The sequence below is a fragment of the Bradyrhizobium erythrophlei genome (genome assembly GCF_042430365.1).
GTDB lineage: Bacteria > Pseudomonadota > Alphaproteobacteria > Rhizobiales > Xanthobacteraceae > Bradyrhizobium > Bradyrhizobium erythrophlei.
In genome coordinates this window covers 133,615-159,032 of sequence record NZ_JBHMET010000039.1, presented here as the reverse complement: position 1 = coordinate 159,032, position 25,418 = coordinate 133,615, and the positions used below count along the sequence as shown (strand labels likewise).

General features: G+C 65.2%; 23 protein-coding genes and 1 pseudogene. 11 read left to right on the top strand and 13 right to left on the bottom strand.

Going from position 1 to position 25,418, the window contains the following annotated elements; genetic code table 11:
• Nucleotides 1-211 precede the first annotated feature (211 nt).
• The gene (locus tag ACFFWD_RS06885; protein WP_376962765.1) at nt 212-1,456 is read left to right on the top strand and encodes an MFS transporter; all 1,245 of its coding nucleotides are present in this window, start codon (nt 212-214) and stop codon (nt 1,454-1,456) included.
• Between the two features lie 172 nt (nt 1,457-1,628).
• Nucleotides 1,629-2,885 (top strand): MFS transporter, encoded by a 1,257-nt coding sequence (locus tag ACFFWD_RS06880; protein WP_376962763.1) that lies wholly within the window; start codon nt 1,629-1,631, stop codon nt 2,883-2,885.
• A gap of 36 nt (nt 2,886-2,921) precedes the next feature.
• Here ACFFWD_RS06880 and ACFFWD_RS06875 read toward each other — a convergent pair whose 3' ends face one another.
• The gene (locus ACFFWD_RS06875; RefSeq protein ID WP_376962761.1) at nt 2,922-3,356 is read right to left on the bottom strand and encodes a helix-turn-helix domain-containing protein; all 435 of its coding nucleotides are present in this window, start codon (nt 3,354-3,356) and stop codon (nt 2,922-2,924) included.
• A gap of 101 nt (nt 3,357-3,457) precedes the next feature.
• On the opposite strand from ACFFWD_RS06875, the gene ACFFWD_RS06870 reads away from it, so the two are divergent.
• Nucleotides 3,458-4,321, top strand: a complete 864-nt coding sequence (locus ACFFWD_RS06870; RefSeq protein ID WP_376962759.1) for a methyltransferase domain-containing protein — start codon at nt 3,458-3,460, stop codon at nt 4,319-4,321.
• Complete coding sequence (locus tag ACFFWD_RS06865; protein WP_376962757.1) at nt 4,314-4,814, top strand: DUF2938 domain-containing protein; 501 nt, start codon at nt 4,314-4,316, stop codon at nt 4,812-4,814. Before ACFFWD_RS06870 ends, ACFFWD_RS06865 begins: the two co-directional genes overlap by 8 nt.
• Nucleotides 4,815-4,899: 85 nt before the next feature.
• On the opposite strand, the gene ACFFWD_RS06860 is transcribed toward ACFFWD_RS06865, so the two are convergent.
• Both ACFFWD_RS06860 and ACFFWD_RS06855 read right to left on the bottom strand, forming a co-directional pair.
• Nucleotides 4,900-5,394 carry a VOC family protein gene (locus ACFFWD_RS06860; protein WP_376962755.1) on the bottom strand — a complete coding sequence of 165 codons (495 nt, stop codon included), beginning with the start codon at nt 5,392-5,394 and terminating at the stop codon, nt 4,900-4,902.
• A gap of 142 nt (nt 5,395-5,536) precedes the next feature.
• Nucleotides 5,537-6,071: pseudogene (locus ACFFWD_RS06855) on the bottom strand (carboxymuconolactone decarboxylase family protein).
• A gap of 168 nt (nt 6,072-6,239) precedes the next feature.
• Here ACFFWD_RS06855 and ACFFWD_RS06850 point away from each other — a divergent pair.
• Complete coding sequence (locus tag ACFFWD_RS06850; protein ID WP_376962753.1) at nt 6,240-7,424, top strand: acyl-CoA dehydrogenase family protein; 1,185 nt, start codon at nt 6,240-6,242, stop codon at nt 7,422-7,424.
• 146 nt (nt 7,425-7,570) lie between these two features.
• Entirely contained in the window at nt 7,571-8,710 is a 1,140-nt protein-coding gene (locus ACFFWD_RS06845; RefSeq protein ID WP_376962751.1) for an acyl-CoA dehydrogenase family protein, read from the top strand.
• A 253-nt stretch (nt 8,711-8,963) separates the two neighbouring features.
• Here ACFFWD_RS06845 and ACFFWD_RS06840 read toward each other — a convergent pair whose 3' ends face one another.
• The 10 genes from ACFFWD_RS06840 to ACFFWD_RS06795 form a co-directional block, all read right to left on the bottom strand.
• Nucleotides 8,964-10,001: an amino acid ABC transporter substrate-binding protein gene (locus ACFFWD_RS06840; protein ID WP_376962749.1), complete on the bottom strand. Its 1,038-nt coding sequence runs from the start codon at nt 9,999-10,001 to the stop codon at nt 8,964-8,966.
• A gap of 51 nt (nt 10,002-10,052) precedes the next feature.
• Nucleotides 10,053-10,646, bottom strand: a complete 594-nt coding sequence (locus ACFFWD_RS06835; protein ID WP_376962747.1) for a L,D-transpeptidase — start codon at nt 10,644-10,646, stop codon at nt 10,053-10,055.
• A 168-nt stretch (nt 10,647-10,814) separates the two neighbouring features.
• A complete protein-coding gene (locus tag ACFFWD_RS06830; RefSeq protein WP_376962746.1) occupies nt 10,815-10,943 on the bottom strand; it encodes a DUF2474 domain-containing protein in 129 nt (42 codons plus the stop codon).
• Complete coding sequence (cydB, locus tag ACFFWD_RS06825; RefSeq protein WP_376962744.1) at nt 10,943-11,956, bottom strand: cytochrome d ubiquinol oxidase subunit II; 1,014 nt, start codon at nt 11,954-11,956, stop codon at nt 10,943-10,945. Before cydB ends, ACFFWD_RS06830 begins: the two co-directional genes overlap by 1 nt.
• Nucleotides 11,953-13,359, bottom strand: coding sequence for a cytochrome ubiquinol oxidase subunit I (locus ACFFWD_RS06820; RefSeq protein WP_376962742.1), 1,407 nt, complete (start codon nt 13,357-13,359; stop codon nt 11,953-11,955). Before ACFFWD_RS06820 ends, cydB begins: the two co-directional genes overlap by 4 nt.
• 173 nt (nt 13,360-13,532) lie before the next feature.
• The gene (locus tag ACFFWD_RS06815) at nt 13,533-14,117 is read right to left on the bottom strand and encodes a thioredoxin family protein (RefSeq protein ID WP_376962740.1); all 585 of its coding nucleotides are present in this window, start codon (nt 14,115-14,117) and stop codon (nt 13,533-13,535) included.
• Between the two features lie 18 nt (nt 14,118-14,135).
• Entirely contained in the window at nt 14,136-14,831 is a 696-nt protein-coding gene (locus ACFFWD_RS06810; RefSeq protein WP_376962738.1) for a cytochrome c biogenesis CcdA family protein, read from the bottom strand.
• 270 nt (nt 14,832-15,101) lie between these two features.
• Entirely contained in the window at nt 15,102-15,305 is a 204-nt protein-coding gene (locus ACFFWD_RS06805; RefSeq protein WP_376962736.1) for a hypothetical protein, read from the bottom strand.
• Nucleotides 15,306-15,475: 170 nt separating this feature from the next.
• Entirely contained in the window at nt 15,476-16,087 is a 612-nt protein-coding gene (locus tag ACFFWD_RS06800) for a sigma-70 family RNA polymerase sigma factor (RefSeq protein WP_376962734.1), read from the bottom strand.
• A gap of 244 nt (nt 16,088-16,331) precedes the next feature.
• Complete coding sequence (locus ACFFWD_RS06795; protein WP_376962732.1) at nt 16,332-17,399, bottom strand: acyltransferase family protein; 1,068 nt, start codon at nt 17,397-17,399, stop codon at nt 16,332-16,334.
• A 176-nt stretch (nt 17,400-17,575) separates the two neighbouring features.
• On the opposite strand from ACFFWD_RS06795, the gene ACFFWD_RS06790 reads away from it, so the two are divergent.
• The 5 genes from ACFFWD_RS06790 (at nt 17,576) to ACFFWD_RS06770 (ending at nt 25,364) form a co-directional block, all read left to right on the top strand.
• Nucleotides 17,576-18,892 (top strand): UDP-glucose dehydrogenase family protein, encoded by a 1,317-nt coding sequence (locus ACFFWD_RS06790; protein ID WP_376962730.1) that lies wholly within the window; start codon nt 17,576-17,578, stop codon nt 18,890-18,892.
• 114 nt (nt 18,893-19,006) lie between these two features.
• Nucleotides 19,007-21,478 carry an ATP-dependent helicase HrpB gene (hrpB, locus tag ACFFWD_RS06785; RefSeq protein WP_376962728.1) on the top strand — a complete coding sequence of 824 codons (2,472 nt, stop codon included), beginning with the start codon at nt 19,007-19,009 and terminating at the stop codon, nt 21,476-21,478.
• A gap of 81 nt (nt 21,479-21,559) precedes the next feature.
• Complete coding sequence (locus ACFFWD_RS06780; protein WP_376962726.1) at nt 21,560-23,011, top strand: NCS1 family nucleobase:cation symporter-1; 1,452 nt, start codon at nt 21,560-21,562, stop codon at nt 23,009-23,011.
• A 186-nt stretch (nt 23,012-23,197) separates the two neighbouring features.
• The gene (locus ACFFWD_RS06775; RefSeq protein ID WP_376962724.1) at nt 23,198-23,710 is read left to right on the top strand and encodes a TIGR02281 family clan AA aspartic protease; all 513 of its coding nucleotides are present in this window, start codon (nt 23,198-23,200) and stop codon (nt 23,708-23,710) included.
• A 154-nt stretch (nt 23,711-23,864) separates the two neighbouring features.
• Nucleotides 23,865-25,364, top strand: coding sequence for a phosphomannomutase/phosphoglucomutase (locus ACFFWD_RS06770; protein ID WP_376962722.1), 1,500 nt, complete (start codon nt 23,865-23,867; stop codon nt 25,362-25,364).
• Nucleotides 25,365-25,418: the final 54 nt, after the last annotated feature.

Below are 25,418 nucleotides of genomic sequence, written 5' to 3'. Positions count from 1 at the left end.
TGATCTCAGCTCCAGCCGCCGCGCCAGCGTTTCTACACGGCCTGTTTCGCCAGGACGACGATCGGAAAGTGAGCAGCAAACCAAACCCAGCCCACCGTGCGCCGCTCGCATAGCCTTCGTCCGTTTGCGCTAGTTGATCGACCCACCCAGCCTCTCCATAGTGCGGCCGCAACAGGGGGCTCCCGCCGGGGCCTTGCGGGCGGGAGTGCCGATGACTGAGGTGACAGCATCCGAAGAGATCGCCGACGACGCGCGGGCGCGCGGCAATGTGCTGCGGCTTGCCGCGGCTCAGGCGCTGACGGGCGCCAATTCGGCGGTGATCTTTGCGACCGGCTCGATCGTCGGTGCGACGCTGGCGCCCGATATCTCGCTCGCCACCGTGCCGCTGTCGATGTATGTGCTCGGCCTTGCCGCCGGCACGCTGCCGACCGGCGCGATCTCGCGCGCCTATGGCCGGCGGGTCGCCTTCATCATCGGCACCTTCTGCGGCACGCTGACCGGCGCGCTCGGCGCATGGGCGATCCTGCATTCATCGTTCTGGCTGTTCTGCGGCGCGACCTTCCTCGGCGGCCTCTATGGCGCGGTGGCGCAGTCCTACCGCTTCGCCGCCGCCGACGGCGCCAGCGCCGTGTTCCGGCCCAAGGCGGTGTCGTGGGTGATGGCGGGTGGCGTGTTCGCCGGCGTGCTCGGACCGCAGCTCGTGCAATGGACCATGGACGTGTGGTCGCCCTATCTGTTCGCCTTCTCCTTCGTGGTGCAGGCGCTGGTTGCGCTGGTCGCGATGGCCGTGCTGTCCGGCGTCGATGCGCCGAAGCCCGCGGCGGCCGACCTGCATGGCGGACGTCCCTTGCTCGAGATCGCGAAGCAGCCCCGCTTCATCGCCGCGGCGCTGTGCGGGGTCATCGCCTATCCGATGATGAACCTGGTGATGACCTCGGCGCCGCTCGCCATGAAGATGTGCGGCCTTTCGGTCAGCGATTCCAATTTCGGAATTCAGTGGCACATCGTGGCGATGTACGGGCCGAGCTTCTTCACGGGCTCGCTGATCGCGCGTTTCGGCGCGCCCGTCATCGTCGCGCTCGGGCTCGCGCTCGAGGCGGTGGCTGCGATGATCGGACTGTCCGGCCTATCAGCGCCGCACTTCTGGGCGACGCTGATCGTGCTCGGCGTGGGCTGGAATTTCGGCTTCGTCGGCGCCTCCGCGTTGGTCTTGGAAACGCACCGGCCGCAGGAGCGCAACAAGGTGCAGGCCTTCAACGATTTCCTTGTGTTCGGCATGATGGCGATCGGCTCGTTCTCCTCGGGCCAGTTGCTCGCCAATTACGGCTGGAACGCCGTCAACATGGTGGTGTTCCCGCCGGTGCTGCTCGGCCTTGTCGTGCTGGCGCTCGCCTCATTTGCGAAACGGCGGGCGAAGCTGCGGGAGGTCGACGAGTTTCCGGAGCCGAGCATCTAGCCATGATCCGAAAAAGTGCGCCGCGGTTTTTCGACAAGATCATGCCCATAAGGGTCACTTGCTGCCAACTGCTGACACTTCGATCGGCGTCGAAATGATCGCCTTGCACGGCAATTTACATCGTCAGGACAGACGATTCCTGTCATGACGATGTGAAGAGCAAGAGCAACGAATGGACGCATCCTCATACCCCACGCGCGACGAGAGCTCGCTCCGTTACGACGGCTGGCGCATCGTCGTCGTCTGCTTCCTGCTCGCGACCTTCGGCTGGGGGCTCGGCTTCTACGGGCAAAGCGTCTATGTCGCCGAGCTGCAACGGCTGCGCGGCTGGCCGGCGTCGCTGATCTCGTCGGGCACCACCTTCTTCTATCTGTTCGGCGCCGCGCTTGTCGCTTTCGTCAGCGAGGCGATCCGGGCGTTCGGTCCGCGCAACTGCCTGATCGCGGGCACTCTCGCGATGGCTGCGGCTGCGGTTGCGATCGGCGAGGTGCGCGAGCCCTGGCAGCTCTATCTTGCCAATGCGGTGCTCGCGTTCGGCTGGGCCGGCACCAGCCTCAGCATCATCACCAACACGCTCGGGCTGTGGTTCGACAAGAAGCGCGGCATGGCGATCAGCCTGGCACTGAACGGCGCCAGCTTCGGCGGCATCGCCGGCGTGCCGCTGCTGGTGGCGGGTATCGGCTATTTCGGCTTTTCGGGCGCGATGATCGCCGCCGCCGTGCTGACGGTCGTGGTGATGCTCCCGGTGATCCTGATCTTCGTCGGCCGGCCGCCGGCCCATCTGCATCACGTGACCGCGGCGGCCGCGGATGCACCGTCGGCGACACAAACCCGCGCGCGGGCGCTGCGCGACATAGGCTTTCTCTCGATCTCGATCGCGTTCGCGCTGGTGCTGTTCGCCCAGGTCGGCTTCATCGTCCATCTGATTGCGTTCCTGGATCAGGTGATCGGCCGCGAGCGCGCGACGGCGGCGATGGCGGCCTTGACGGCGATGGCCGTGATCGGCCGCGTCCTGTTCTCGTTCGTGATCGACCGGTTCAACCAGCGACTGGCGTCGGCGCTGTCCTTTGTCAGCCAGGCGATCGCGCTGGTCGTCATCATCAATCTGCGGAGCGACGTCGCGCTGATCGCGGCCTGCGCGCTGTTCGGCTTCTCGGTCGGCAATGTGATCACGCTGCCGTCGCTGATCGTGCAGCGCGAGTTCGCTCCCACCGCATTCGGCGTCTTGATCAGCCTGATCACGGCGATCAACCAGATCACCTATGCCTTCGGCCCCGGCGTGATCGGACTATTGCGCGACGCCTCCGGCAGCTACACGCTGCCGTTCTATGGCTGCATCGGCCTCGAGCTGATTGCCGCGGTGACGATCATGATGAGGGGAAGTAGCCCGGATGGAGCGAAGCGCAATCCGGGGACCTTGCCCGGATGACCCGGATTTCGCTGCGCTCCATCCGGGCTACGATCGCTACTTGCGCCGCGACAGCCGCACCGGCTTCGTCGCGCCGACCTTGCCTGATGCGGCTGCGCGCAGCAGGCGGCGGAAGGTGGGGCATTCCATGTGGCTCGGCGCGGGGCAGGCGGCGGCGTGGCGCAGGCCGTCGCGCATGGCGTTGAGCTTGCGGATCGTCCGGTCGAGCTCGTCGGCCTTGGCCGCCAGCATGTGGCGATCGATCCGCGGTCGGCCGTCGGGCGCGAACATGCGCGCGATCTCGTCGAGCGAGAAACCGGCGGCGCGCCCGAGCGCGATCAGCGCCAGCCGCTCCAGCACGGCCGGATCGAACAGGCGGCGCAGGCCGCGCCTTCCGTGCGAGGCGATCAGCCCCTTCTCCTCATAGAAGCGCAACGTCGAGGCGCGAACGCCAGACAGTTGTGCCACCTCCGCGATGTCGATGTCCTTCACGGGCCTTAACCTCAAGTTGATTTGAACTGGCAGAGTGTCGCCATCGACGTCGCCAAGGCAAGTAGCAAGACGGTCGGCGACGCAAGCAAAAGGATAGGATGATGGGCATCACGTCGACGGCAGATGACGAGCAGGCCAGACTCTGGAACGGCCCCGCTGGACGCGGCTGGGTCGAGGCACGGGACGTGCTCGAAGAGATCTTCAGGCCGTTCGAGGATCGGCTCGTCCGGGCCGTCTCGGGTGCTTCGGCGTGCCACGTGCTCGATGTCGGCTGCGGCACCGGCGGGACGACGTTTGCCGTCGCACAAGCATTGGGTCCGAGCGGGCACTGCACCGGCATCGACATTTCCGAGCCGATGATCGCGACTGCGCGCGCCCGCGCGGCGCGGAACGACGTTCCGGCGAGCTTCATCTGCGCCGATGCACAGACTTATGTCTTCGCGCCCGCGAGCTTCGACATGATCATCTCGCGCCTTGGCGTGATGTTCTTTGCCGATCCGGTGCGCGCCTTCGCGAACCTGCGCCACGCGGCTCGGCCGGGCGGCGCGCTCCGCTTCATCGCGTGGCGAGGTGTTGCGGAGAACCCGTTCATGACAACGGCGGAGCGCGCGGCGGCGCCGCTGCTGCCGAACCTTCCCGCACGTCGCCCCGACGGTCCGGGGCAGTTCGCCTTCGCGGATCGGCAGCGGGTTGCGGCGCTCCTCGAGGCGAGCGGCTGGAGCGCAATCGAGATCCAGCCGATCGACTTCGCCTGCAGCTTTCCGAAAGCCGAACTGGTCCGTTACCTGAGCTGGCTCGGGCCGGTCGGCGTGATCCTGCAGGGGATGGACGAGCCGGCGCGTCTGCGGGTGGTCGAGACCATCAGCGCCGCCTTCGCCCCCTATCTGCACGGCGAGGAGGTTCGTTTCACCGCGGCCTGCTGGATGGTCGCTGCACAAGCGCCGATGGAGGCTGCGTATGGTTGACGTAACGGACTATCTGACGTCGGCGGTCCTGGTCGGGACGGTGGCAACGGTCGTGATGGACGTCTGGGCGATGATCCGGTTGCGCCTGCTTGGCGTCCCGGCGCTGGACTACGCATTCGTCGGCCGCTGGCTCGGCCACCTCCCGCGGGGGCGCCTGCGCCACGATCGCATCGCCGCCTCGCCGCCGGTTCCTGGCGAGCGGCTGATCGGCTGGACCGCGCACTACCTGATCGGCATCGGCTTCGCCGGCCTGTTGATCGCGATGTTCGGCCTCGACTGGGTACATAATCCGACGATTGGTCCGGCGCTGCTGGTCGGGATCGGCAGCGTCGCCGCGCCGTTTCTGGTGATGCAGCCCGCAATGGGCGCAGGCCTCGCCGCGAGCCGCACGCCCAATCCCGCGGCCGCGCGGCTCCATAGCCTCGTGACGCATGCTGTGTTTGGCTTCGGGCTCTATGCCGGGGGCATAGCCATCAGTCTGCTAAGACTGTAGCCCGGATGGAGCGAAGCGAAATCCGGGGACCGTCTCAACGGATGCGGGGTCCCGGATTGCGCTTCGCTCCATCCGGGCTACGGATCTATGTCGCCCGCTGCTTCAGCAGATCCTCGAGATCGAGCCGGCGCGTGAACATCGCGAGCTTGCCGTCCGCGCTGCGCGGCCATTCGGCTTCGGGGCGGTCCCAGTAGAGCTCGACGCCGTTCTCGTCGGGATCGCGCAGATACAGCGCCTGGCTGACGCCGTGGTCGCTGGCGCCGTCGAGCGGGATGCCGGCCGACAGCACGCGGTGTAGCGCGTCGGCGAGCGCTGGGCGGGTCGGATAGAGGATCGCGGTGTGGTACAGGCCGGTGGTGCCGGGCGGCGGCGGATGGCCGCCCTTGCTCTCCCAGGTGTTGAGGCCGATGTGGTGGTGATAGCCGCCGGCCGAGATGAAGGCCGCGTCCGCGCCCAGGCGTTGCTGCAGCTCGAAGCCGAGCACGCCGCAATAGAATCCGAGCGCGCGTTCGAGATCGGCGACTTTGAGATGGACATGCCCGATCCGCGTGCCAGCGATGATGGGAGGATTTTGCGACATGTCATGGCTCCGTTTGCGTCAGCGCCTCGCCGGTTGGCGGCGAGGTCTCCCATCATATAGGCGCGAATGCGCCGACAGCGGAGCGGCCGATCCTGAAATCCAGGGTTTCCGGAACTGCCCTCCGCCGGCAGCAGGGGCAGGCCTATGCCAGCTCCGACAACTCGCCGCCGGGCAGTTCGAACTCAAACGTGTTCAGCGTCATCGACACCATCGTATAGTAGCCGCACAGGCCGATGATCTCGACGACGCCGCGCAGGGTCAAAAGTTCGACCGCCTCGTCATACAGTGCCTTGGCGAGGCCGTGGCCCTTATGCAGCGACTTGGCGACCTCGTAGATCATCTTGGCCTTGGGATCGTCGAAGGTCGGAATGCGGCGCACGCGGATGTCCTCGATGATCCTGGGATCGAGGCCGCCCTTCAGCGCGAGGCGCTTGTGCGCATACCATTCGTAATGCGCGGTCCAGTGCCGCGCCGTGACGAGGATCGCGATCTCCGAGAGCTTGGGTGGAAAGATGGTGTCGAAGCGCAGCACCTCGCCGAGCCGCGTGGCATGCCGCGCCATCTCCGGGCTGTTCAGCCAGGCCATCATCGGCGCCGCGCTTGCCGGCGATCGACTCGTCGTAGGTTTGTTTTTGGGCAGGGTTCATTTCGCCAGGCGAAAGCAGCTTCAGCCGCATGTCCGTTTCCTCTTGTTTTTCAAGCGTTACCCCGAACCGCGCATACACCCGATCGCGCGAGGTGACCACCGACGCCAGAGCATGGCGCGGTCGCAAGACATATTGAATTCCACTGGAGCGGAGAGCTAAGGTCGTTTTCAATTCGTCGATTTTGACCGGAAACGCACAATGGCTGACCTCGAAAAATTCCGCAATGAAACCCGCGCCTGGCTGGAGCAGAATTGCCCGCCCGAGATGCGCAAGCCGATGACATCAGAGAGCGACACGTTCTGGGGCGGCCGCAACGCGAAGTTCTCTTCCGACGCGCAGCGCGTCTGGTTCGAGCGGATGCGCGACAAGGGCTGGACCGTGCCGCATTGGCCGAAGGAATATGGCGGCGGCGGCCTCGACGGCGAAGAAGCCAAGATCGTGCGCCAGGAAATGGCCGCGATCGGCGCGCGCCAGCCGCTCACCTCGTTCGGCATCTCGATGCTCGGGCCGGCGCTGTTGAAATATGGCACCGAGGAGCAGAAGAAGGAGCATCTGCCGAAGATCACCGCAGGGCTGATCCGGTGGTGCCAGGGCTATTCCGAGCCGAATGCCGGCTCCGACCTCGCCTCGCTGCAGACCCGCGCCGAAAGCGACGGCGACCACTACGTCATCAACGGCCAGAAGATCTGGACGTCTTACGCCAACCATGCCGACTGGATCTTCTGTCTGGTCCGCACCGATCCGGCGGCGAAGAAGCACGACGGCATCAGCTTCATTCTCTTCGACATGACGTCGAAGGGCGTATCCACGAAACCGATCCTTCTGATCTCCGGTTATTCGCCGTTCTGCGAAACCTTCTTCGACAATGTGCGCGTGCCGAAGTCGCATGTCGTGGGCACCGTCAATCGCGGCTGGGATGTCGCGAAATATCTGCTGCAGCATGAGCGCGCGATGATCTCGGGGATGGGCGAGCGCGGCGTCGGCCGTCCGCTCGGCCAGATCGCCGCCGATTCCGTCGGCGCCGACGAACAGGGCCGGCTCGACGACGCCCAGCTGCGTGGCCAGATCGCGACCTTCGAGGTCGATGAGGCGGCGCTCGCCGCCGCGGCCGAGCGCGCGGTCGACCTCGCCAAGGCCGGCCAGTCGCATCCGGCGTTCTCCTCGGCGATGAAATATTACGGCACCGAGCTCAACAAGCGCCGCTACGAGATCCTGATGTCGGCCGGCGGCATCGACGCGCTGGAGTGGGAGAGCGAGCGCTCGAAAGGCGGCGCGCGGCCGCGCGCCTGGCTGCGCACCAAGGCGAACTCGATCGAGGGCGGCACCAGCGAGGTGATGCTCGGCATCGTCGCCAAGCGCATCCTCGACCTGCCGGGGGCGTGAAGCTCCGCCGTCATGGCCGGGCTTGACCCGGCCATCCACGTCTTTGCTGCGGCAGACTCAAGACGTGGATGCCCGGCCCAAGGCCGGGCATGACGACAGTTTGGAATTCAACTGAACGATCAACATCAAAGTTACCGGATCCATCAATGGCCCTCGTCCTCACCGAAGAACAATCCATGCTGCGCGACAGTGCGCGCGGCCTCATCAGCGACAAGGCGCCGGTGTCGCATCTGCGCGCGTTGCGCGACAGCAAGGACGCCACCGGCTTCTCGCGCGAGCTCTGGGCAACCTTCGCCGAAATGGGCTTCTCCGGCCTCCTGGTGCCGGAGCAATTCGGCGGCAGCGGGCTCGGCTGCGTCGAGGCCGGCATCGTCATGGAGGAGATCGGCCGCACCTTGATGCCGTCGCCGTTCCTCGCGACGTCGGTGCTCGCGGCCTCGGCGCTGTCGCGCGGCGGCAGTGCGGCGCAGAAGGCCCAGCATCTGCCCAAGATCGCCAATGGCTCGCTGCTCGCAGCGCTCGCGATCGACGAGGGCGCCAAGCATCGCCCGTTGCAGACGAAGTTGCAGGCGACCCGCTCCGGCAACGGCTTCAAGCTCTCCGGCGACAAGGCGTTCGTGGTCGATGGCCACACCGCCGATCTCCTGATCGTCGCGGCGCGCACGGCGGGTGCAGCCGGCGACAAGAACGGCCTGACGCTGTTCCTGGTTGATCCGAAGTCGAAGGGGCTCGCGGTCGAGCGCACCGCGATGGTCGATTCGCACAACGCGGCGCGGATCGTATTCGACAATGTCGAGGTCAACGCCGACAGCGTGCTTGGCGAAGTCGACCAGGGCCATGGGCTGCTCGAGAGCGTGCTCAACATCGGCCGCGGCGCGGTCGCGAGCGAAATGGTCGGCCTAAGTGAAGAGGTGTTCGGCCGCACCGTGACCTATCTGAAGGAGCGCAAGCAGTTCGGCAAGCCGATCGGCGAATTCCAGGCGTTGCAGCACCGCGCCGCCCAGCTCTATATCGACATCGAGATCACGCGCGCGGCCGTCCTGAAGGCCTTGCAGGCGCTCGACACCGACGTCGAGAAGGCGGGCAGCGCGGTGGCGGTGGCAAAGGCGCGCGCCGGCACCACCGCGACGCTGGCCGTGCAGGAAGGCGTGCAGATGCACGGCGGCATGGGCATGACCGACCAGTTCGACATCGGCTTCTTCATGAAGCGCGCCCGCGTCTGCCAGGAGCTGTTCGGCGACAGCAACTTCCATGCAGATCAGTTGGCACGCGGGAAGGGGTATTGAGCAGGGAGCGGCGTCGCCGTGTGACACCCTGTCATCGCCCGGCTCGACCGGGCCACCCAGTATTCCAGAGACAGTCGTGCTTGAGCGGAGAGGCCGCAGCGTACTGGATCACCCGCTTTCGCGGGTGACGACAGTGTCACGCATGGATGTAGCTCCCGTCATTGCGAGCGAAGCAAAGCAATCCATCTCGCCGCTTGCCGGGCATGGATTGCTTCGTCGCCATCGCTCCTCGCAATGACGGCGGAGAGTGCCGTCACCGGATCGGCGGCGCGTACTGGATGCCGCCGGCGCTCCAGAGCTGGTTCATGCCGCGCGGGATCTTGAGCTTCGAGCCGCTGCCGACATTGCGGTCGTAGATCTCGCCGTAATTGCCGACATGCTTGATGATGCGCACCGCCCAGTCCTTGGTCAGGCCGAGATCCTCGCCATAGGCGCCGTCAGTGCCGACGAGGCGCATCACCTCGGGCTTCTTCGACTTCAGCGCCTCGTCGATGTTCTTCGAGGTGATGCCGAGCTCCTCGGCGTTGATCATGGCGTAGAGCGTCCACTTCACGATCATCATCCAGTCGTCGTCGCGTAGCCGGACCACCGGCGCGAGCGGCTCCTTGGAAATGATATCGGCCAGGATGACGTGGTCGTTCGGCTTTGAGAGGTTGAGTCTCAGCGCATAGAGCTGCGAGGCGTCGGCGGTCAGCGTGTCGCACTGGCCGGAATCGTAGGCCTTCACGACCTCCTCCAGCTTGCCGAACTTCATCTCCGTGTACTTCATGTTGTTGGCACGGAAATAGTCGGCGAGGTTGAGCGCCGTCGTGGTCTCGGCCTGGACGCAGACCTTGCTGCCGTCGAGGTCGAGCGCGGAGTCGATCTTGCGCGCGCGGGGCAGCATGAAGCCCTGGCCGTCATAATAGGCGACGGCCGGGAAATAGAGGTCGTAGTTGGTCTCGCGCGACATGCTCCAGGTGGAGTTGCGCGAGAGGATGTCGACCTTGCGGTTCTGCAGCTCCTTGAAGCGCTCGCTGGCGTCGAGCGGCACGAACTTCGCCTTCGACGGGTCGTCGAAGATCGCCGCCGCCACCGCGCGGCAGAAATCGACGTCGAAGCCGGTCCAGTTGCCCTTGTCGTCCGGGTTCGAGAAGCCCGGCAGGCCCTTGTTGACGCCGCACATCACCTCGCCGCGGCGGATGGTGCGCTTCAGCGTGCGCGTGTCGTAACGTTCATAGGTGATGGCGGCGGCAGCAACCAGCACGGCGACCGCGAGCCCGATGGTCAGGCCGCCTCGAAATGTGCGCATGGATTTTCTCTCGCGAATGATCGGGAAAAGGGATCGAAAGCGGGGTGAGGGTTACAGTTCGGGCTTCTGCCGGACGATCACCTTGGTGCCGACGGGCACGCGCTCGTAAAGATCGGCGACATCGTTGTTGACCAGGCGGAAGCAGCCGGAGGAGACGGCGGTGCCGATCGTGTCGGGCCGGTTGGTGCCGTGGATGCGGTAGACCGTGGTGCCGAGATACATGGCGCGGGCGCCGAGCGGGTTACCGGGGCCGCCGGCCATGAAGCGCGGCAGATAAGGTTGGCGCGCGATCATCTCCGGCGGCGGCGTCCAGTCCGGCCATTCGGCCTTTCGGGTGATGTTCAACAGGCCCTGCCACTGAAAACCTTCGCGGCCGACGCCGATGCCGTAGCGGATCGCGCGGCCATTGCCCTGGACGAGATAAAGATGGCGCTCGGCGGTGGCGACGATGATGGTGCCCGGCGCCTCGTTGGTGCGGTAATAGACGACCTGCTTCTGCCATTCCGGATCGAGCTCGTAGGCGTCGTCAGCGATCAGGCCGGGCTCGTCGGCATCGGGGCGCTTCTGCGCGAAGCTTTGCGATGTCGACAGCACGAAGACAACAGCGGCGATCAACATCCAAACCAGGTGACGAAGGTTCGTCATGCAAAGCTCTCCTTGTTGGCGCGGGGCCAAGTGGTTGCTCCACCCAAATGCGCAAGCATCAAATCTCAGTGACAGCTTGATGGCAAGTTTAGGGCAGCGCGGCTGATACCTCGCTGTAATGCCTCTGTTTTTCGTGGCACGGGAGCCGCGCCGGCCGCGCAACCTGGCCTATTTCGGCGCGATCCAGAGTCGGAGGGCGAAGGAAATCAGCGCCACCGTGCCGACGCCGCTGAGCCAGAGCGCTGCGAACCACAACAGGCGCTGCCCAAGCGGAGGTGGGCTGGGATCGGCCGGCATCAGTGATATCCGCTCTCGGGCCGCACCTTGCCGCGGAACACCCAATAGGCCCAGGCGGTGTAGCCGAGGATCAGCGGGATCAGCACCGACACCCCGAACAACATGAAGATCTGGCTGTTCTCCGGCGCGGCCGCCTGCCAGATCGTGATGCTCTGCGGCACGATGAACGGATACATGCTGATGCCGAGCCCGGCATAGGACAGCGCGAACAGCACGAGCGACAGGAAGAACGGCTGGTAGTCGTACTTGTTGGCAAGCGCGCGGAGCAGCAGTGCCGTGACCGCGGCGACCGCGATCGGCACCGGTGCGGTCAGGATGATGTTGGGCCAGGCGAACCAGCGCTGCGTGTACTGCACATGCAGGAACGGCGTCGCGATGCTGACGAGGCCGATCGCCCCTAACATCGCGATCAGCAGCACCCAGCTCAGGTGATAGGCGCGGTCGCGCAAGGCCCCCTCGGTCTTCATCACGAGCCAAGTCGCCCCAAGCAGCGCGTAGCCGATCACGAGCGATATGCCGGTCAGGATGCTGAACGGCGTCAGCCAGTCCCACCAGCCGCCGCCGTAATGGCGTCCCTCGACATGGATGCCCTGCAGGATCGCGCCGAGCGCGATTCCCTGCGCCAGGGTGGCGAGCAGCGAGCCGCCGGCAAAGGCGAGATCCCAGCGGTTGCGGTGGGCTTGCGTGGTGCGCCAGCGGAATTCGAAGGCGACGCCGCGGAACACGAGACCAAGCAGCATCGCGATCATCGGGGTGTAGAGCGCCGGCATCAGCACCGAATAGGCCAGCGGGAACGCCGCCATCATGCCGCCGCCGCCGAGCACCAGCCAGGTCTCGTTGCCGTCCCAGACCGGCGCCACGCTGTTCATGATGACGTCGCGATCGGCCTTGTTCGGGAACAGCGGAAACAGGATGCCGAGGCCGAGGTCGAAGCCGTCCATCACGACATAGACGAACACGGCAAAGGCGATGATGAAGGCCCATATGGTGGCAAGGTCGATGGCAAGGCTCATCGTGCGCCCTCCACGGCTGCACCCGCAGCCGGCGTGATGCCGGCGGCGCGCGCGGGCGCGTCGTGCGACGGCCCCTCTTCGCCCTGGTGCGGCGGCTGCGCCATCAGCCGCAGCAGGTAGATCACGCCGGCACTGAACACGGCGAAATAGACGATGATGAAGGCGACCAGCGACGAGCCGACCGCAGGTGCCGCGAGCGGCGAAGCGGCATCGGCGGTCCGCAGCAGGCCGTAGACGGTGAACGGCTGCCGCCCGGTTTCGGTCGTGATCCAGCCCGCCAGCACGGCGATGAAGCCGGCCGGGCCCATCAGCATCGCGAAGCGATGCAGCAGGGGCGACTGATACAACTCGCCGCGTAACCGCATCGCGAGGCTGAACAGGCCGAGCCCCATCATCAGGAAGCCGAGGCCGACCATCACGCGGAAGGACCAGAAGGTGATCGGCACCGGCGGCCAATTCTCCCGCGGCACGGTGTCGAGGCCGGCGAGCGGTGCATCCAGCGAATGCTTCAGGATCAGCGACGACAGCTTCGGCACTTCGATCGCGAACTTCACCTTCGCGTCGGCCTGATCGGGCCAGCCGAACAGGATCAGCGGCGCGCCGTCCTTGTGGCTCTGGTAGTGGCCTTCCATCGCCATCACCTTGGCCGGCTGATGCTCGAGCGTGTTGAGGCCGTGCTGGTCGCCGGCCAGGATCTGGATCGGCGCCACCAGGGTCGCCATCCACATCGCCATCGAGAACATCACGCGGGGACCGGCGAGATGCTGGTCGCGCAGCAGATGGTAGGCGCCGACCGCGCCGACCACGAGCGCGGTGGTCAGATACGCCGCCAGCACCATGTGCACGAGGCGATAGGGGAACGATGGATTGAAGATCAGCTTCAGCCAGTCGGCGGCGATGAATTGCCCGTCGGCATTGACGGCGTGGCCGGCCGGCGTCTGCATCCAGGAATTGGCCGACAGGATCCAGAACGCCGAGATCAGCGTGCCGATCGCGACCATCAAGGTCGCCAGGAAATGCAGCCTGGGGCCGACGCGCTTGAGGCCGAACAGCATGACGCCGAGGAAGCCGGCCTCGAGGAAGAACGCGGTCAGCACCTCATAGGCCATCAAGGGGCCGATCACGGGGCCGGTCTTGTCGGCGAAGGCCGACCAGTTGGTGCCGAACTGGTAGGACATCACGATGCCCGACACCACGCCCATGCCGAAGGCGACCGCGAAGATCTTCAGCCAGTAATTGAACAGGTTGATGTAGCCCTCGCGCCCGGTCGCAAGCCATAGCGCTTCGAGCACCGCGAGGTAGCTCGCAAGTCCGATCGAGAACGCGGGGAACACGATGTGGAACGACATCGTGAAAGCAAATTGCGCGCGGGCGAGCGCGACCGCATCCCAGCCTTCGAGCATAACGCACCGTCCATCGTCGACCCGGCGTCACCTTACCACGCCGGAGCCGACGACAAACAGGGCGGATTGTCCACCGATCACAATGCGATTGGGTGCAATCGCATTGTGATCTCATCTCATTGTTTGAGCATGATCTTTACGGAAAACCGGTCTCCACTTTTCCGGATCATGCTCTAGCTATTGACGTTGAGCAGCTTTGCGATGGTGCGGTCGATCTCTCCGTACTGCCCCTCGCCGTCGTGCTGGAATACGATCTTGCCGTTCTGGTCGATGATGTATTGCGCCGGCCAATATTGATTGCGATAGGCGTTCCAGGTCTGCGAATTGTTGTCCTGCGCCACCGGATAGGTGATGCCGTGCCGTTTCAACGCGGCCTGGACGTTGGATGCGGAGTGCTCGAACGGGAATTCCGGCGTATGGACGCCGACCACGACGAGGCCGCGATCTTTGTACTTTGCGTAGAGCGCCGTCACGTACGGCAGCGTGTTGACGCAGTTGACGCAGCCATAGGTCCAGAAATCCACCAGCACGACCTTGCCGCGCAGATCGGCGAGCTTCAGCGGCTGCGAGTTGAACCAGTTGTTGATGCCGACGAAGTCGGGCGCGGTTTGGCTCGTCGTGGCTGCGGCCATCCGGATCGGGGCCGTTGGGACCGGCCGCGCCGGCGCATCGGCCTCTGAACAGAGGCCGGGAATGACGGCGCCACCCAGGCCAAGGCCTGCCACCAGAGCGGATACAGTCAGCATACGCAGGGTCATTGATGTCTCCTTCGCGATTTACAGGCCGATCTGGCCGTTGGGATAAAAGCGGGTCAGCCACGCCACGATCAGCGTGTCGTATTGCAGGTAGGAGAGCGCGGCGAAGGCGATGATCACCATGCCGAAGCCCTGCTGCAGGCGCGGCGCAATCCGCGCGACGCTGCGCACGCGGGTGGTGACGGCTTGGCCGCCATAGGCGATCGCCAGCATCGGGATCGCCGCGCCGATCGCGTAGGTGACGAGCTGTAGGCTCGCCCAAGCGGTGTCCTTCGAGGTTGCGACAATGGTCAGGATCGAGCCGAGCACGGGCCCGGCACAGGGCGTCCACACCAGGCCCAGCGTGCTGCCCAGCACGAAACCGCCGAACAGTCCTTGCGACGGCATGGCGTGACCGACGCCGCCCGTGGTGCTGGCGATCCGGCTCGACAGCGATTCGAATAATGCGGGCCAGATCATCAACAGCCCGAAGCCGGCGAGCAGCCCGGCTGCCCCGGTCCGCAGCACGTTCGGGTCGAAGTCAAAGGCGCGCGTGATCGCGCTCAGCAGCAACGCCACGAGAGAAAATGACATCACGAAGCCGAGCGCGATCATCGCGGGCCGCGCCTTGCCGGTCCGGCCTATCGATACCCCGAGCAGGATTGGCAGCATCGGCAGGGTGCAAGGCGCGGCGACGGTGACGACACCGGCGAGCAGCGCAAGGGCAAGACTCAGCATCGTGATCCGTCCATCAGAACTCCCGGCGCGCCATGGGGCCGCGCCGGGACGCCTGATGTTCTTCGCGAGGATGGCCTGTGCCGTTACGGCTGCCTGATGGCTATAGCCGTCACGTCTGTGTGACAGGAACCGCGTCCGGATTCACGAAGCCGCGTCGCTTCCTCAAGTGCCAGGACACGTGTCGCTTGAAGGGGGACCAAAGCAGAGCGACCCGGCTGGGGGGCATCCCAGCCGGGTCGTTGGAGGTACACTTGGGAGGTTAGAACGGGTTCAGCGGGACTTTATTCCGCCGGTGGGGGAGATCACGCAGACCTCCGAGGATTTCATGGCGCTGCAATCCACCACCTGCTCGCGGACCAGCATCACGCCGTCGCGCTGGGCAGCGCGGGGGGCGACGGTCTGGGCCGACAGCGAGGCCAAGGTGGAGACCGCACCGAGCGGGATAATGAAGGTGCGAAGGGAAGGCTTCAGCATGTCCACTCTCCTGTCCGGTTGGCGTTGCGTCGTTGGTAGTGGGTATAGGGGCCGAGTTTTTCAGGGTGATGTCGTCGATTGTTTCAATTGTTTCGTGGCCGGATTTTTTTGATTTCGAAGGCAATCACTGAAACTCTGTATCCTATCTAATATATTGAATTTGTTGCATTTTATGCCGCGACGCTATCCACGCCAGCAACCCTCAGGAGGTCGGCCAACTGCTTGCGGGCATAGAACATCCGGGTCTTCACCGTGCTCTGCGGGATGCCGATGATTTGCCCGGCCTCCTCGACCGACTTCTCATGGTAATAGACGAGATTGATGATCTCACGGTGCGCCGGCGACAGCTTGGCCACGCAGGCGCGCAGGATTTCGCTGGTTGTGGCGCGGTCCAGCGAGGCTTCCGGCGTATCGGCGCCGTCGGCGATCTCCAGCACGTCCTCCTGGTCGATATCCTCATGCTTGCGCTGGCGCAGCGCGGTCAGGGCCTTGAAACGGGCGATCGACAACAGCCAGGTCGACACCTGCGAGCGGCCCTCGAACTGGGCCGCGGTCCGCCAGACGTCCAGGAACACCTGGCTCACCAGGTCTTCCGCCATCGTGGTGTCGCGCACCATGCGCAGCACGAAGCGGTAAACCCGGACGTTATGACGGGAGTAAAGCACGTGCATCGCGGTCCGGCCGCCCTTGGCGATACTTGCGAGCAGCATCTCATCCGAGGTCGCGCGAGCCGCAGCAATGTGCTTCTTGGCTGCGTTGTTGATGGCGATGACGTTCGTCATGACAGACTCCCAATTCGCCGTTCGGCGGCGGTTCGTTGGGAGAATTGTTAGTTAGCCCCGGTTTCCGGATGTCTGCGCGAAAAGCGGAAAATGGTTTCGTGCGCAGGAGAATTGTTTCGTCGCGGGCCTTGCGACGAAACATTCGGGGTCAAAAAGCCAATCATTTCAATATGCGGAAAATTCGACGGGCCGGAATCGACGGTCTGGGAACGAATCCGACTCCAACGTCTTGGAGAGATCGGCCTTATTCTGCCGCCTGCAGGGTGGGGGCGGCCTTTTTGGGCGCGATCCAGAACGCGTCGGGCCGCTCGAACAGGAAATTGGCCCGCGCCGCCAGCGCCAGCCGCCAGATCAGGAGCGAACCGGCAACGCCGACCACCGTCACAACAAGCGAGATCAGGCCGATGTCGTGGATCACTCCGCTGCGCAGCAGGATGGTCCGCGTCGCGGCCATCGGCAGGAAGAAGGCGAGATAGATGACGATCGAATGCTCGCCGCAGAAGCGCAGGACGTTGAGCCAATGCGCCCGCGCCAAGAGCGTGCCGATCACGATGATCGCGCTGGCGCCGGCAAGCCCGAGTGCCAGCGAGACCAGCGGCCATTCGCTGGCGCCGGATGCGACCAGGCCGCCATTGACCAGCGCCCACAGCACAAGGCCGATCAGCGCCAGCGCGGGCTGCGCACGTGCGCGGTCCGACAGCGCGAACACATAATCGGCGAGGATGTAGCCGGTGTAAAAATAGACGAAGCGCGCACAGAACTCGTCGATCACGGTCCAGCCGGTTGCGAGGTGCGTCATCTCGAGCGCTGCGGCGAGCAGCCAGATGACGAACGGATGAACGTTGCGCGTCAGTTTCGTGACGACGAAGAAGATCGGCAGCAGATAGATGAACCACAGCGTGCCGAACGGTTCGATGAAGGATTCAAGATACATCAGGCCGACCTGACTCCAGCCCGATTCCGCGGCCAGCGACGGCGCCTTGAAGCCGAACTGGATCGTCACCCACAGCACGTAGAAATAGGCAAAGTGCATCACCTTGCGGTCGAGATAGGTGCGCCAGTCGCGATCGATCACGACTGAGAGGAAAAGCCCGGAAATCAGGAAGAAATCCGGCATCCGGAACGGTTTTGCGAAGGCGACGAAGACGTGCATGAAGCCGGTCTGATCGGCGGCCTTCTCCACGCCCAGCACTGAATGCATCATCACGACCATGACGATGCAGATGCCCTTGGCATAGTCGACCCAGTCGACGCGGCTGTGCGCGGCCTTGGCGGAACGATCTGTCGCAGCAGGTGTGCCGTTTGCGGTCATCTTTGTCCTGTTTCGGCTGTGGCGGCCGCATCATCGGCCCGAACCGTTTCTTTCTCCTTTATTCATACAAATGACATGCCGGGGTACCGCGCAATTCCACGTTTCCCTCGGCCGGCAAATGTTCTAAGAGGCGCTCGAATCCAAGCGGTCGTTAACCATAGGAAGCGGGTTGTTCCATGCGCATCGCCATGATTGGCACGGGTTATGTGGGGCTGGTGTCGGGCGCCTGCTTTGCGGATTTCGGTCACCAGGTGACCTGCGTGGACAAGGATGCGGGCAAGATCGCGGCGCTGCACCGCGGTGAGATCCCGATCTACGAGCCCGGTCTCGATGCGCTGGTGGCCGAGAATGTGAAGGCCAAGCGGCTCGAATTCACCACCGATCTCGCAGCACCTGTTGCCGAGGCCGACGCCGTCTTCATCGCGGTCGGTACGCCGTCGCGGCGCGGCGACGGCCACGCCGACCTCACCTATGTCTATGGTGCTGCCCGCGAGATCGCCGCCGCGCTGAAGGGCTTCACCGTCGTCATCACCAAATCGACCGTGCCGGTCGGCACCGGCGACGAGGTCGAGCGGCTGATCCGCGAGGCTAATCCGCAAGCCGACGTCGTGGTCGCCTCCAATCCGGAATTCCTGCGCGAGGGCGCCGCGATCCGCGACTTCAAATTCCCCGACCGCGTCGTGGTCGGCACCTCGGACGAACGAGGTCGCAAGGTGCTCGGCGACATCTACCGGCCGCTGTCGCTGAACCAGGCACCGGTGATGTACACGGAGCGGGCCACGGCGGAACTGATCAAATACGCCGCGAACGCGTTCCTCGCGACCAAGATCACCTTCATCAACGAGATCGCCGATCTCTCCGAAAAGGTCGGCGCCAATGTGCAGGAAGTGGCGCGCGGCATCGGCCTCGATAACCGCATCGGCACCAAGTTCCTGCATGCGGGGCCGGGTTTCGGCGGCTCCTGCTTCCCCAAGGACACCCGCGCGCTGATCAAGATAGCGCAGGACCACGACGTCCAGTTGCGCATCGTCGAGGCGGTGCTCGGCGTCAACGACAACCGCAAGCGAGCGATGGCGCGCAAGGTCGCCAACCTCGTCGGCGGCAGCCTGCGCGGCAAGACGATCGCCGTGCTCGGTCTGACCTTCAAGCCCGATACCGACGACATGCGCGAGGCGCCGTCGATCCCGCTCGTGACCGGCCTGCTCGACATGGGCGCGAAGGTGCGCGCGCACGATCCGGCCGGCATGGAGCAGGCGCGCAGCGAACTGCCGCAGATCGAATATTGCGATGATCCCTATGCGTGCGCCAAGGGCGCCGACGCGATGGTGCTGGTGACCGAGTGGGTGCAGTACCGCGCGCTCGACCTCGATCGCATCAAGGCCGAGATGGCGCAGCCGGTCGTGGTCGACCTGCGCAACATCTACCGCCCCGAGGACATGGCCGCCCACGGCTTTGCCTATGACAGCATCGGCCGCCCGCCGTCACGGGCGTAATGCTATTTCCGTCATGGCCGGGCTTGTCCCGGCCATCCACGTCTTGTTTCCTGTTGCACCTGAAAGACGTGGATGCCCGGGGCAAGCCCGGGCATGACGACGTGGTGAGAGTCATTGCCCCGCCAATTCGATAGTCCGCTCCCGATCGATGCCGTGCTCGACGAGCTCGATCGCACGCTCATCGACAATAACGCCGCGGTGCTGGTCGCGCCGCCCGGCGCCGGCAAGACCACGCGGGTGCCGCTCGCGCTGCTCGATGCGCCCTGGGCAAAGGATAAGAAGATCATCGTGCTCGAGCCGCGCCGCATCGCCGCGCGCGCCAGTGCGGAGCGGATGGCGAAGACGCTTGGCGAGCGCGCCGGCGAGACCGTCGGCTATCGCGTCCGCTTCGGCTCGAAGGTGTCGCGCGCGACGCGGATCGAGGTCGTCACCGAGGGCATTTTCTCGCGGCAGATCCTCGATGATCCCGAGCTCAACGGCGTCGCCGCGGTGCTGTTCGACGAATTCCACGAGCGTTCGCTCGACGCCGATCTCGGGCTTGCGCTGGCGCGCGACGCGCAGACCGGCCTGCGCGAGGACCTGCGTATCCTCGTGATGTCGGCAACGCTCGACGGCGCGCGCGTTGCAAGGCTGCTCGGCGACGCGCCGGTGGTGGCGAGCGAGGGCCGGGCGTTTCCGGTCGAGACCCGTTATGTCGGTCGCAAGGTCGACGCGCCGCTGGAGCGACAGATGGCCGACACCATCGTAACAGCGCTGCGCGCCGACGCCGGCTCGGTGCTGGCGTTCCTGCCGGGCGCGGCCGAAATCCGCCGCACCGAGACCTTCCTCTCCGAGCGCGTGCAGGATGCCTCGGTCGAGATCGTGCCGCTGTTCGGCGCGCTCGACGCCAGCGTGCAGGACCGTGCGATCGCGCCGGCGCCGAAGGGCATGCGCAAGGTGGTGCTGGCGACCTCGATCGCGGAGACCTCGCTGACCATCGAGGGGGTGCGTATCGTTGTGGATTCCGGTCTCGCACGAGTGCCGCGCTATGAGCCCGATATCGCGCTGACCCGGCTGGAGACGGTGCGCGCCTCGCGCGCGGCGGTCGATCAGCGGCGCGGCCGGGCCGGCCGCATCGAGCCCGGGGTCTGCTACCGGCTGTGGGACGAACCGCAGACCGCATCGCTTCCGGCCTACACCGCGCCAGAAATCCTGTCCGCCGACCTGTCGTCGCTGGTGCTCGACCTCGCGCAATGGGGCGTCAGCGATCCCTCCGGGCTCGCTTTCCTCGATCCGCCGCCGGCGCCGGCGTGGAAGGAGGCGAAGTCGCTGCTCAACGAGCTCGCGGCGCTCGACGGCGACGGCCGCATCACCGAAGAGGGCAAAAGCCTGCGCGCGCTGGCGCTGCCGCCGCGGCTGGCGCGCATGATCGTGGACTCCGGGCGCTTCGGAGCGGCCGGCGAGGCGGCCGAGATCGCCGCCATCCTGACCGAGCGCGGGCTCGGCGGCGACAGCGTCGATCTCGACCACCGGCTCGATCAGTTCCGCCGCGACCGTTCGCAGCGGGCGTCTAGCGCGCGCAGCATGGCGCAGCGCTGGGCCTCGCAGGTCGAGGACGCTGCTGGGCGTGAGCAAACAGACATTTCCACCGGCGTCATGCTGGCCTTTGCCTTTCCGGACCGCGTCGCGAAGAACCGCGGCAATGGCAGTTTCGTGCTCGCCAACGGCCGTGGCGCGGCCGTCGAGCAGACCTCGGCGCTGGCGCGCGCGCCTTACATCGCGGTCGCCGAGCTGACCGGCACCGCCGCCAGCGGCCGCATCCTCCTGGCGGCGCCGATCACGCAGGAGGAGATCGAACAACGCTTTGCCGACCAGATCGAGGCGGTGGAAGAGGTCGCGTTCGATCGCGGCGCGATGGCGCTGCGCGCCCGGCGCAGGCGCTCGCTGCACGCGATCACGCTGTCGGAGGCGCCGATGTCGCTGTCGCCGTCGGCCGAAACGGCGCGCATCTTCGCTGACGGCTTGATCGCCGCGGGCCTCGACCGGTTGCCCTGGTCGAAGCATTCCAAGCAATGGCGTGACCGCGTCATGTTCCTGCGCAGGGCCGAGGGCGAGAGCTGGCCCGATCTGTCCGACGCCGCGCTTGCCGCGGGGGCCGATGACTGGCTGGTGTCCGCGCTCTACGACAAGACCACGCTGAAGGACCTGTCCGCCGGCGACCTGTCGGACGCTCTGATGGCGCTATTGCCGTGGGACTTGCGCGCCCGGCTCGATCGCGAAGCCCCCACCCATTTCGAGGCGCCGACCGGCACCCAGCTTGCGATCGACTACGAGGCCGAGCAGGGGCCGACCATTGCCGTCCGCCTGCAGGAATTGTTCGGACTGAACACCCATCCCTCGATCGCGAAGGGCGCGGTGCCGTTGGTTTTGGAACTGCTGTCGCCGGCGCAGCGGCCGGTGCAGGTGACGCGCGATCTGCCGGGCTTCTGGCGCGGCAGCTACGCTGCCGTGCGCTCCGATTTGCGCGGCCGCTATCCGCGCCACCCCTGGCCGGAGGATCCCGCCAGCGCGATGCCGACAAGACGGGTGAAACCGCGCGGCACTTGAGCCATGACGCTGGCGAGCGTCCTCAAACAGTGGTTAGATTTACGCGTCGGGATCACGGGCTCGCACTTTGGGGAGGCCGCCTTGGAGATCAAGAACGCGTCGCCGTCGCTCTACAACGCGGATCTGGCGCCGGCACCGGTGCGCAATTGGGGTGCCTTCAGCATCTTCAACGTCTGGACGTCTGACGTCCACAGCCTCTGGGGATACTATCTCGCGGCCAGCCTGTTCCTGCTCTGCGGCAGCTTCGTCAATTTCATCCTGGCGATCGGGATCGGCTCGCTGGTGATCTTTGTCCTGATGAGCCTGATCGGCAATGCCGGGGTCAGGACCGGCGTGCCCTACCCGGTGCTTGCGCGTGCGTCATTCGGCGTCTGGGGCGCCAACATCCCGGCGCTGGTGCGCGCGATCGTCGCCTGCTTCTGGTACGGCGCGCAGACCGCGGCCGCCTCTGGCGCGATCGTCGCGCTGCTTACCCGCATGGACGTCTTCAAATCGTTCCACCAGTCGACCCATGTGCTCGGCCATTCCGGCCTCGAGGTGATCTGCTTTGTCGTGATCTGGGCGCTGCAGCTCCTGATCATCCAGCGCGGCATGGAGACGGTGCGCCGCTTCCAGGACTGGGCCGGTCCCGCGGTGTGGCTGATGATGCTGATCCTCGCGGTCTATCTCTGTATCAAGGCGGGCGGCATCTCGCTCACCGCGCCGATCCCGCAGGAGGTGCTTTTGGAGAAGACCAAGGATGCCGGCGTGCCGGGCGAGCCCGGAACGTTTGCCGCGCTGTGCGCGGTCGCCGCGACTTGGATCACCTACTTTGCCGCGCTGTACCTGAACTTCTGCGACTTCTCGCGCTATGCGCCCGATACCGCGGCGCTGCGCAAGGGCAACATCTGGGGGCTGCCGGTCAATCTGATCCTGTTCTCGCTGGTAGCCGGCGTGACCACGATCGCGGCGTTCAACGTCTATCACGAGGTGCTGCTGCATCCCGACCAGATCTCGGCTAAGTTCGACTCTTGGTTCCTGGCGGTGCTGGCGGCGATCACCTTTGCGGTGGCAACGCTCGGTATCAACGTGGTCGCCAATTTCGTCTCGCCGGCGTTCGATTTCTCGAACGTGTTCCCGCGCCACATCGACTTCAAGAAGGGCGGCTATATCGCGGCGCTGATTGCGCTCGTGCTCTATCCCTTCGCCCCCTGGGAAGGCAGCGCCGCTTCGTTCGTCGGGCTGATCGGCGCGACCATGGGGCCGATCTTCGGCATCATGATGGTCGACTATTATCTGATCGCGAAGGGCAGGGTGAACGTGCCGGCGCTCTACCAGGAGCACGGCGAGTACCGCTTCCAGAACGGCTGGAACGCCAGCGCGCTGATCGCCGCTGCCGTCGGCGCGCTGTTCTCGTCGATCCTGCCGAACTTCACCTCGATCCTGCCGGCCTGGTGGGCGGTCTATGGCTGGTTCTTCGGCGTCGCGATCGCGGGCGCGGTGAACTACGTGCTGCGTTCGGCGATGCCGAGCCCGGTCGCGAAGACGGTCTGAGGCGCTAGACCCTGACGAGAACCGGGTGAAGCGAGGAGGCCGACGCCGGAATCGGCCGTCTCTGCACACGCATTAACCGATCGCTCATCCTTTTCGCCAAAATTGCGGGGCCCTGCCCGGGGCGTCGCTCGCCGCGGGACGGCCGGCGTGGTCAAATTGCGTTTTCGGTTTTCCGAGTATGGTGTCATGCGTAACCTGATGATTTTCGCGGCCATCATGATCGGGCTGGGCACGTTCATGGCTCAGATGGCCAGCAAGATGACGCCCGCCTCCGCCACGACGGCGCAGAAAAGCGCGCCGGCTGCCGTGACCGCCGCCGAAGCCGGCGGCCGCACGCTGAGCATCCCCCGCGACGCCCGCGGCCACTTCGCGACCGACGGCCGTATCGACGGCCAGCGCCTCGACTTCATGGTCGACACCGGCGCATCGCTGGTCGCGCTGAACGAGAAATCCGCCGCGCGCTTCGGCCTGCGTCCGACGCCGGGCGACTACACCTCGCGCGTGACCACCGCGAACGGCACCATCAAGGCGGCGCGCGCACGCATTGCGATGATCGACCTCGGCGGTCTCGTCGTGCGCGACGTCGACGCCATGGTGCTGCCGGACGACGCGCTGTCGGAGAACCTGCTCGGCCTGTCGTTCCTCTCGAAGCTGAAGCGTTTCGAATACGCCAACGGCAGGCTCGTGCTCGAGCAATAGCATCGCCCCATCGTCGGGTTCGTGGCGGTGACCTGGCCGCCGCCAATTCTGCCGCAATTATCGGCCACCAGCCCTTACTCTCATCTTTCGCCGAAGCCTTGCATTCGCTAAGGCTGCGGCGATGCTCATCTGCACTCGACGATAAGGCCGTTCAATGTTTCCCAAGCCGAAATCCGCGCTGGTTCCGAATACCTATGCCTTCGAATCCGAGCCGATGGTGAAGCCGACCGGGTTTCGCGAATATGACGCGCGCTGGCTGTTCAACAAGGAAATCAACCTGATGGGCGTGCAGGCGCTGGGCATGGGGCTCGGCGCGCTGATCGCCGAACTCGGCGTCCGCCAAGAGATCGTCACCGGTCACGATTTCCGCGGCTATTCGGCCTCGATCAAATATGCGCTGATCTCGGGCCTGATCGCGTCCGGTTGCAAGGTGCATGACATCGGGCTTGCCGTCACGCCGATGTCATACTTCGCGCAGTTCGATCTCGATGTGCCGTGTGTCGCGATGGTCACGGCGTCGCATAACGACAATGGCTGGACCGGCGTGAAGATGGGCGCCAACCGTCCACTCACCTTCGGCCCCGATGAGATGACGCGACTGAAAGAGATCGTGCTGAATGCCGAATTCAAGAACAAGGTCGGCGGCTCCTATCAGTTCCACGAGAATTATCCGGCGCGCTACATCGCCGATCTCACCAACAGGCCGAAGCTGAAGCGCAAGCTGAAGGTGGTCGCGGCCTGCGGCAACGGCACCGCGGGCGCATTCGCGCCCCAGGTGCTGGAGGCGATCGGCTGCGAGGTGATCCCGCTCGACACCGAGCTCGATCACACCTTTCCGAAGTACAATCCGAATCCCGAAGACATGGAGATGCTGCACGCGATCCGCGATGCAGTGCTGGCGCACAAGGCCGATGTCGGCCTCGGCTTCGACGGCGACGGCGACCGCTGCGGCGTGGTCGACAATACCGGCGAGGAGATCTTTGCCGACAAGGTCGGCGTGATGCTGGCGCGCGACATGTCGGCGATCCACAGGGACGCACAGTTCGTGGTCGACGTGAAGTCGACCGGCCTGTTCGTCACCGACCCCGTGCTGCAAAAGCAGGGCGCGAAGACGGTCTACTGGAAGACCGGCCATTCCTACATGAAGCGGCGTACCAACGAGCTCGGCGCGCTCGCCGGCTTCGAGAAGTCCGGCCATTTCTTCTTCAACAAGCCGTTCGGCCGCGGCTATGACGATGGCCTCGTCTCGGCGATCGCGATCTGCGAGATGCTCGACCGCGCGCCTGGCAAGGCGATGGCCGATCTGAAGGACGCGCTACCGAAGACCTGGTCGTCGCCGACCATGTCGCCGCATTGCGCCGATGAAGCGAAATACGTCGTCGTCGACGCCGTGGTGAAGCATTTTGAAGCGCTGCAGAAGAAGGATGCAAAGATCGGCGGCCAGGCGATCCGCGATCTCGTCACCGTCAACGGCGTGCGCGTCACGGTGGAGGACGGCAGCTGGGGCCTGGTGCGCGCCTCGTCAAACAAGCCGGAGCTGGTGGTCGTGGTCGAAAGCCCGGTCAGCGAGCAGCGCATGCGCGACATGTTCGAGGCGATGGATTCCGTGCTGCGCACGCATCCCGAGGTCGGCGAGTACAATCAAAAGATCTGAATGGAATAAGCCGCCGCACCCTCTGATGTCATACCCCGCGCATGCGGGGAATCC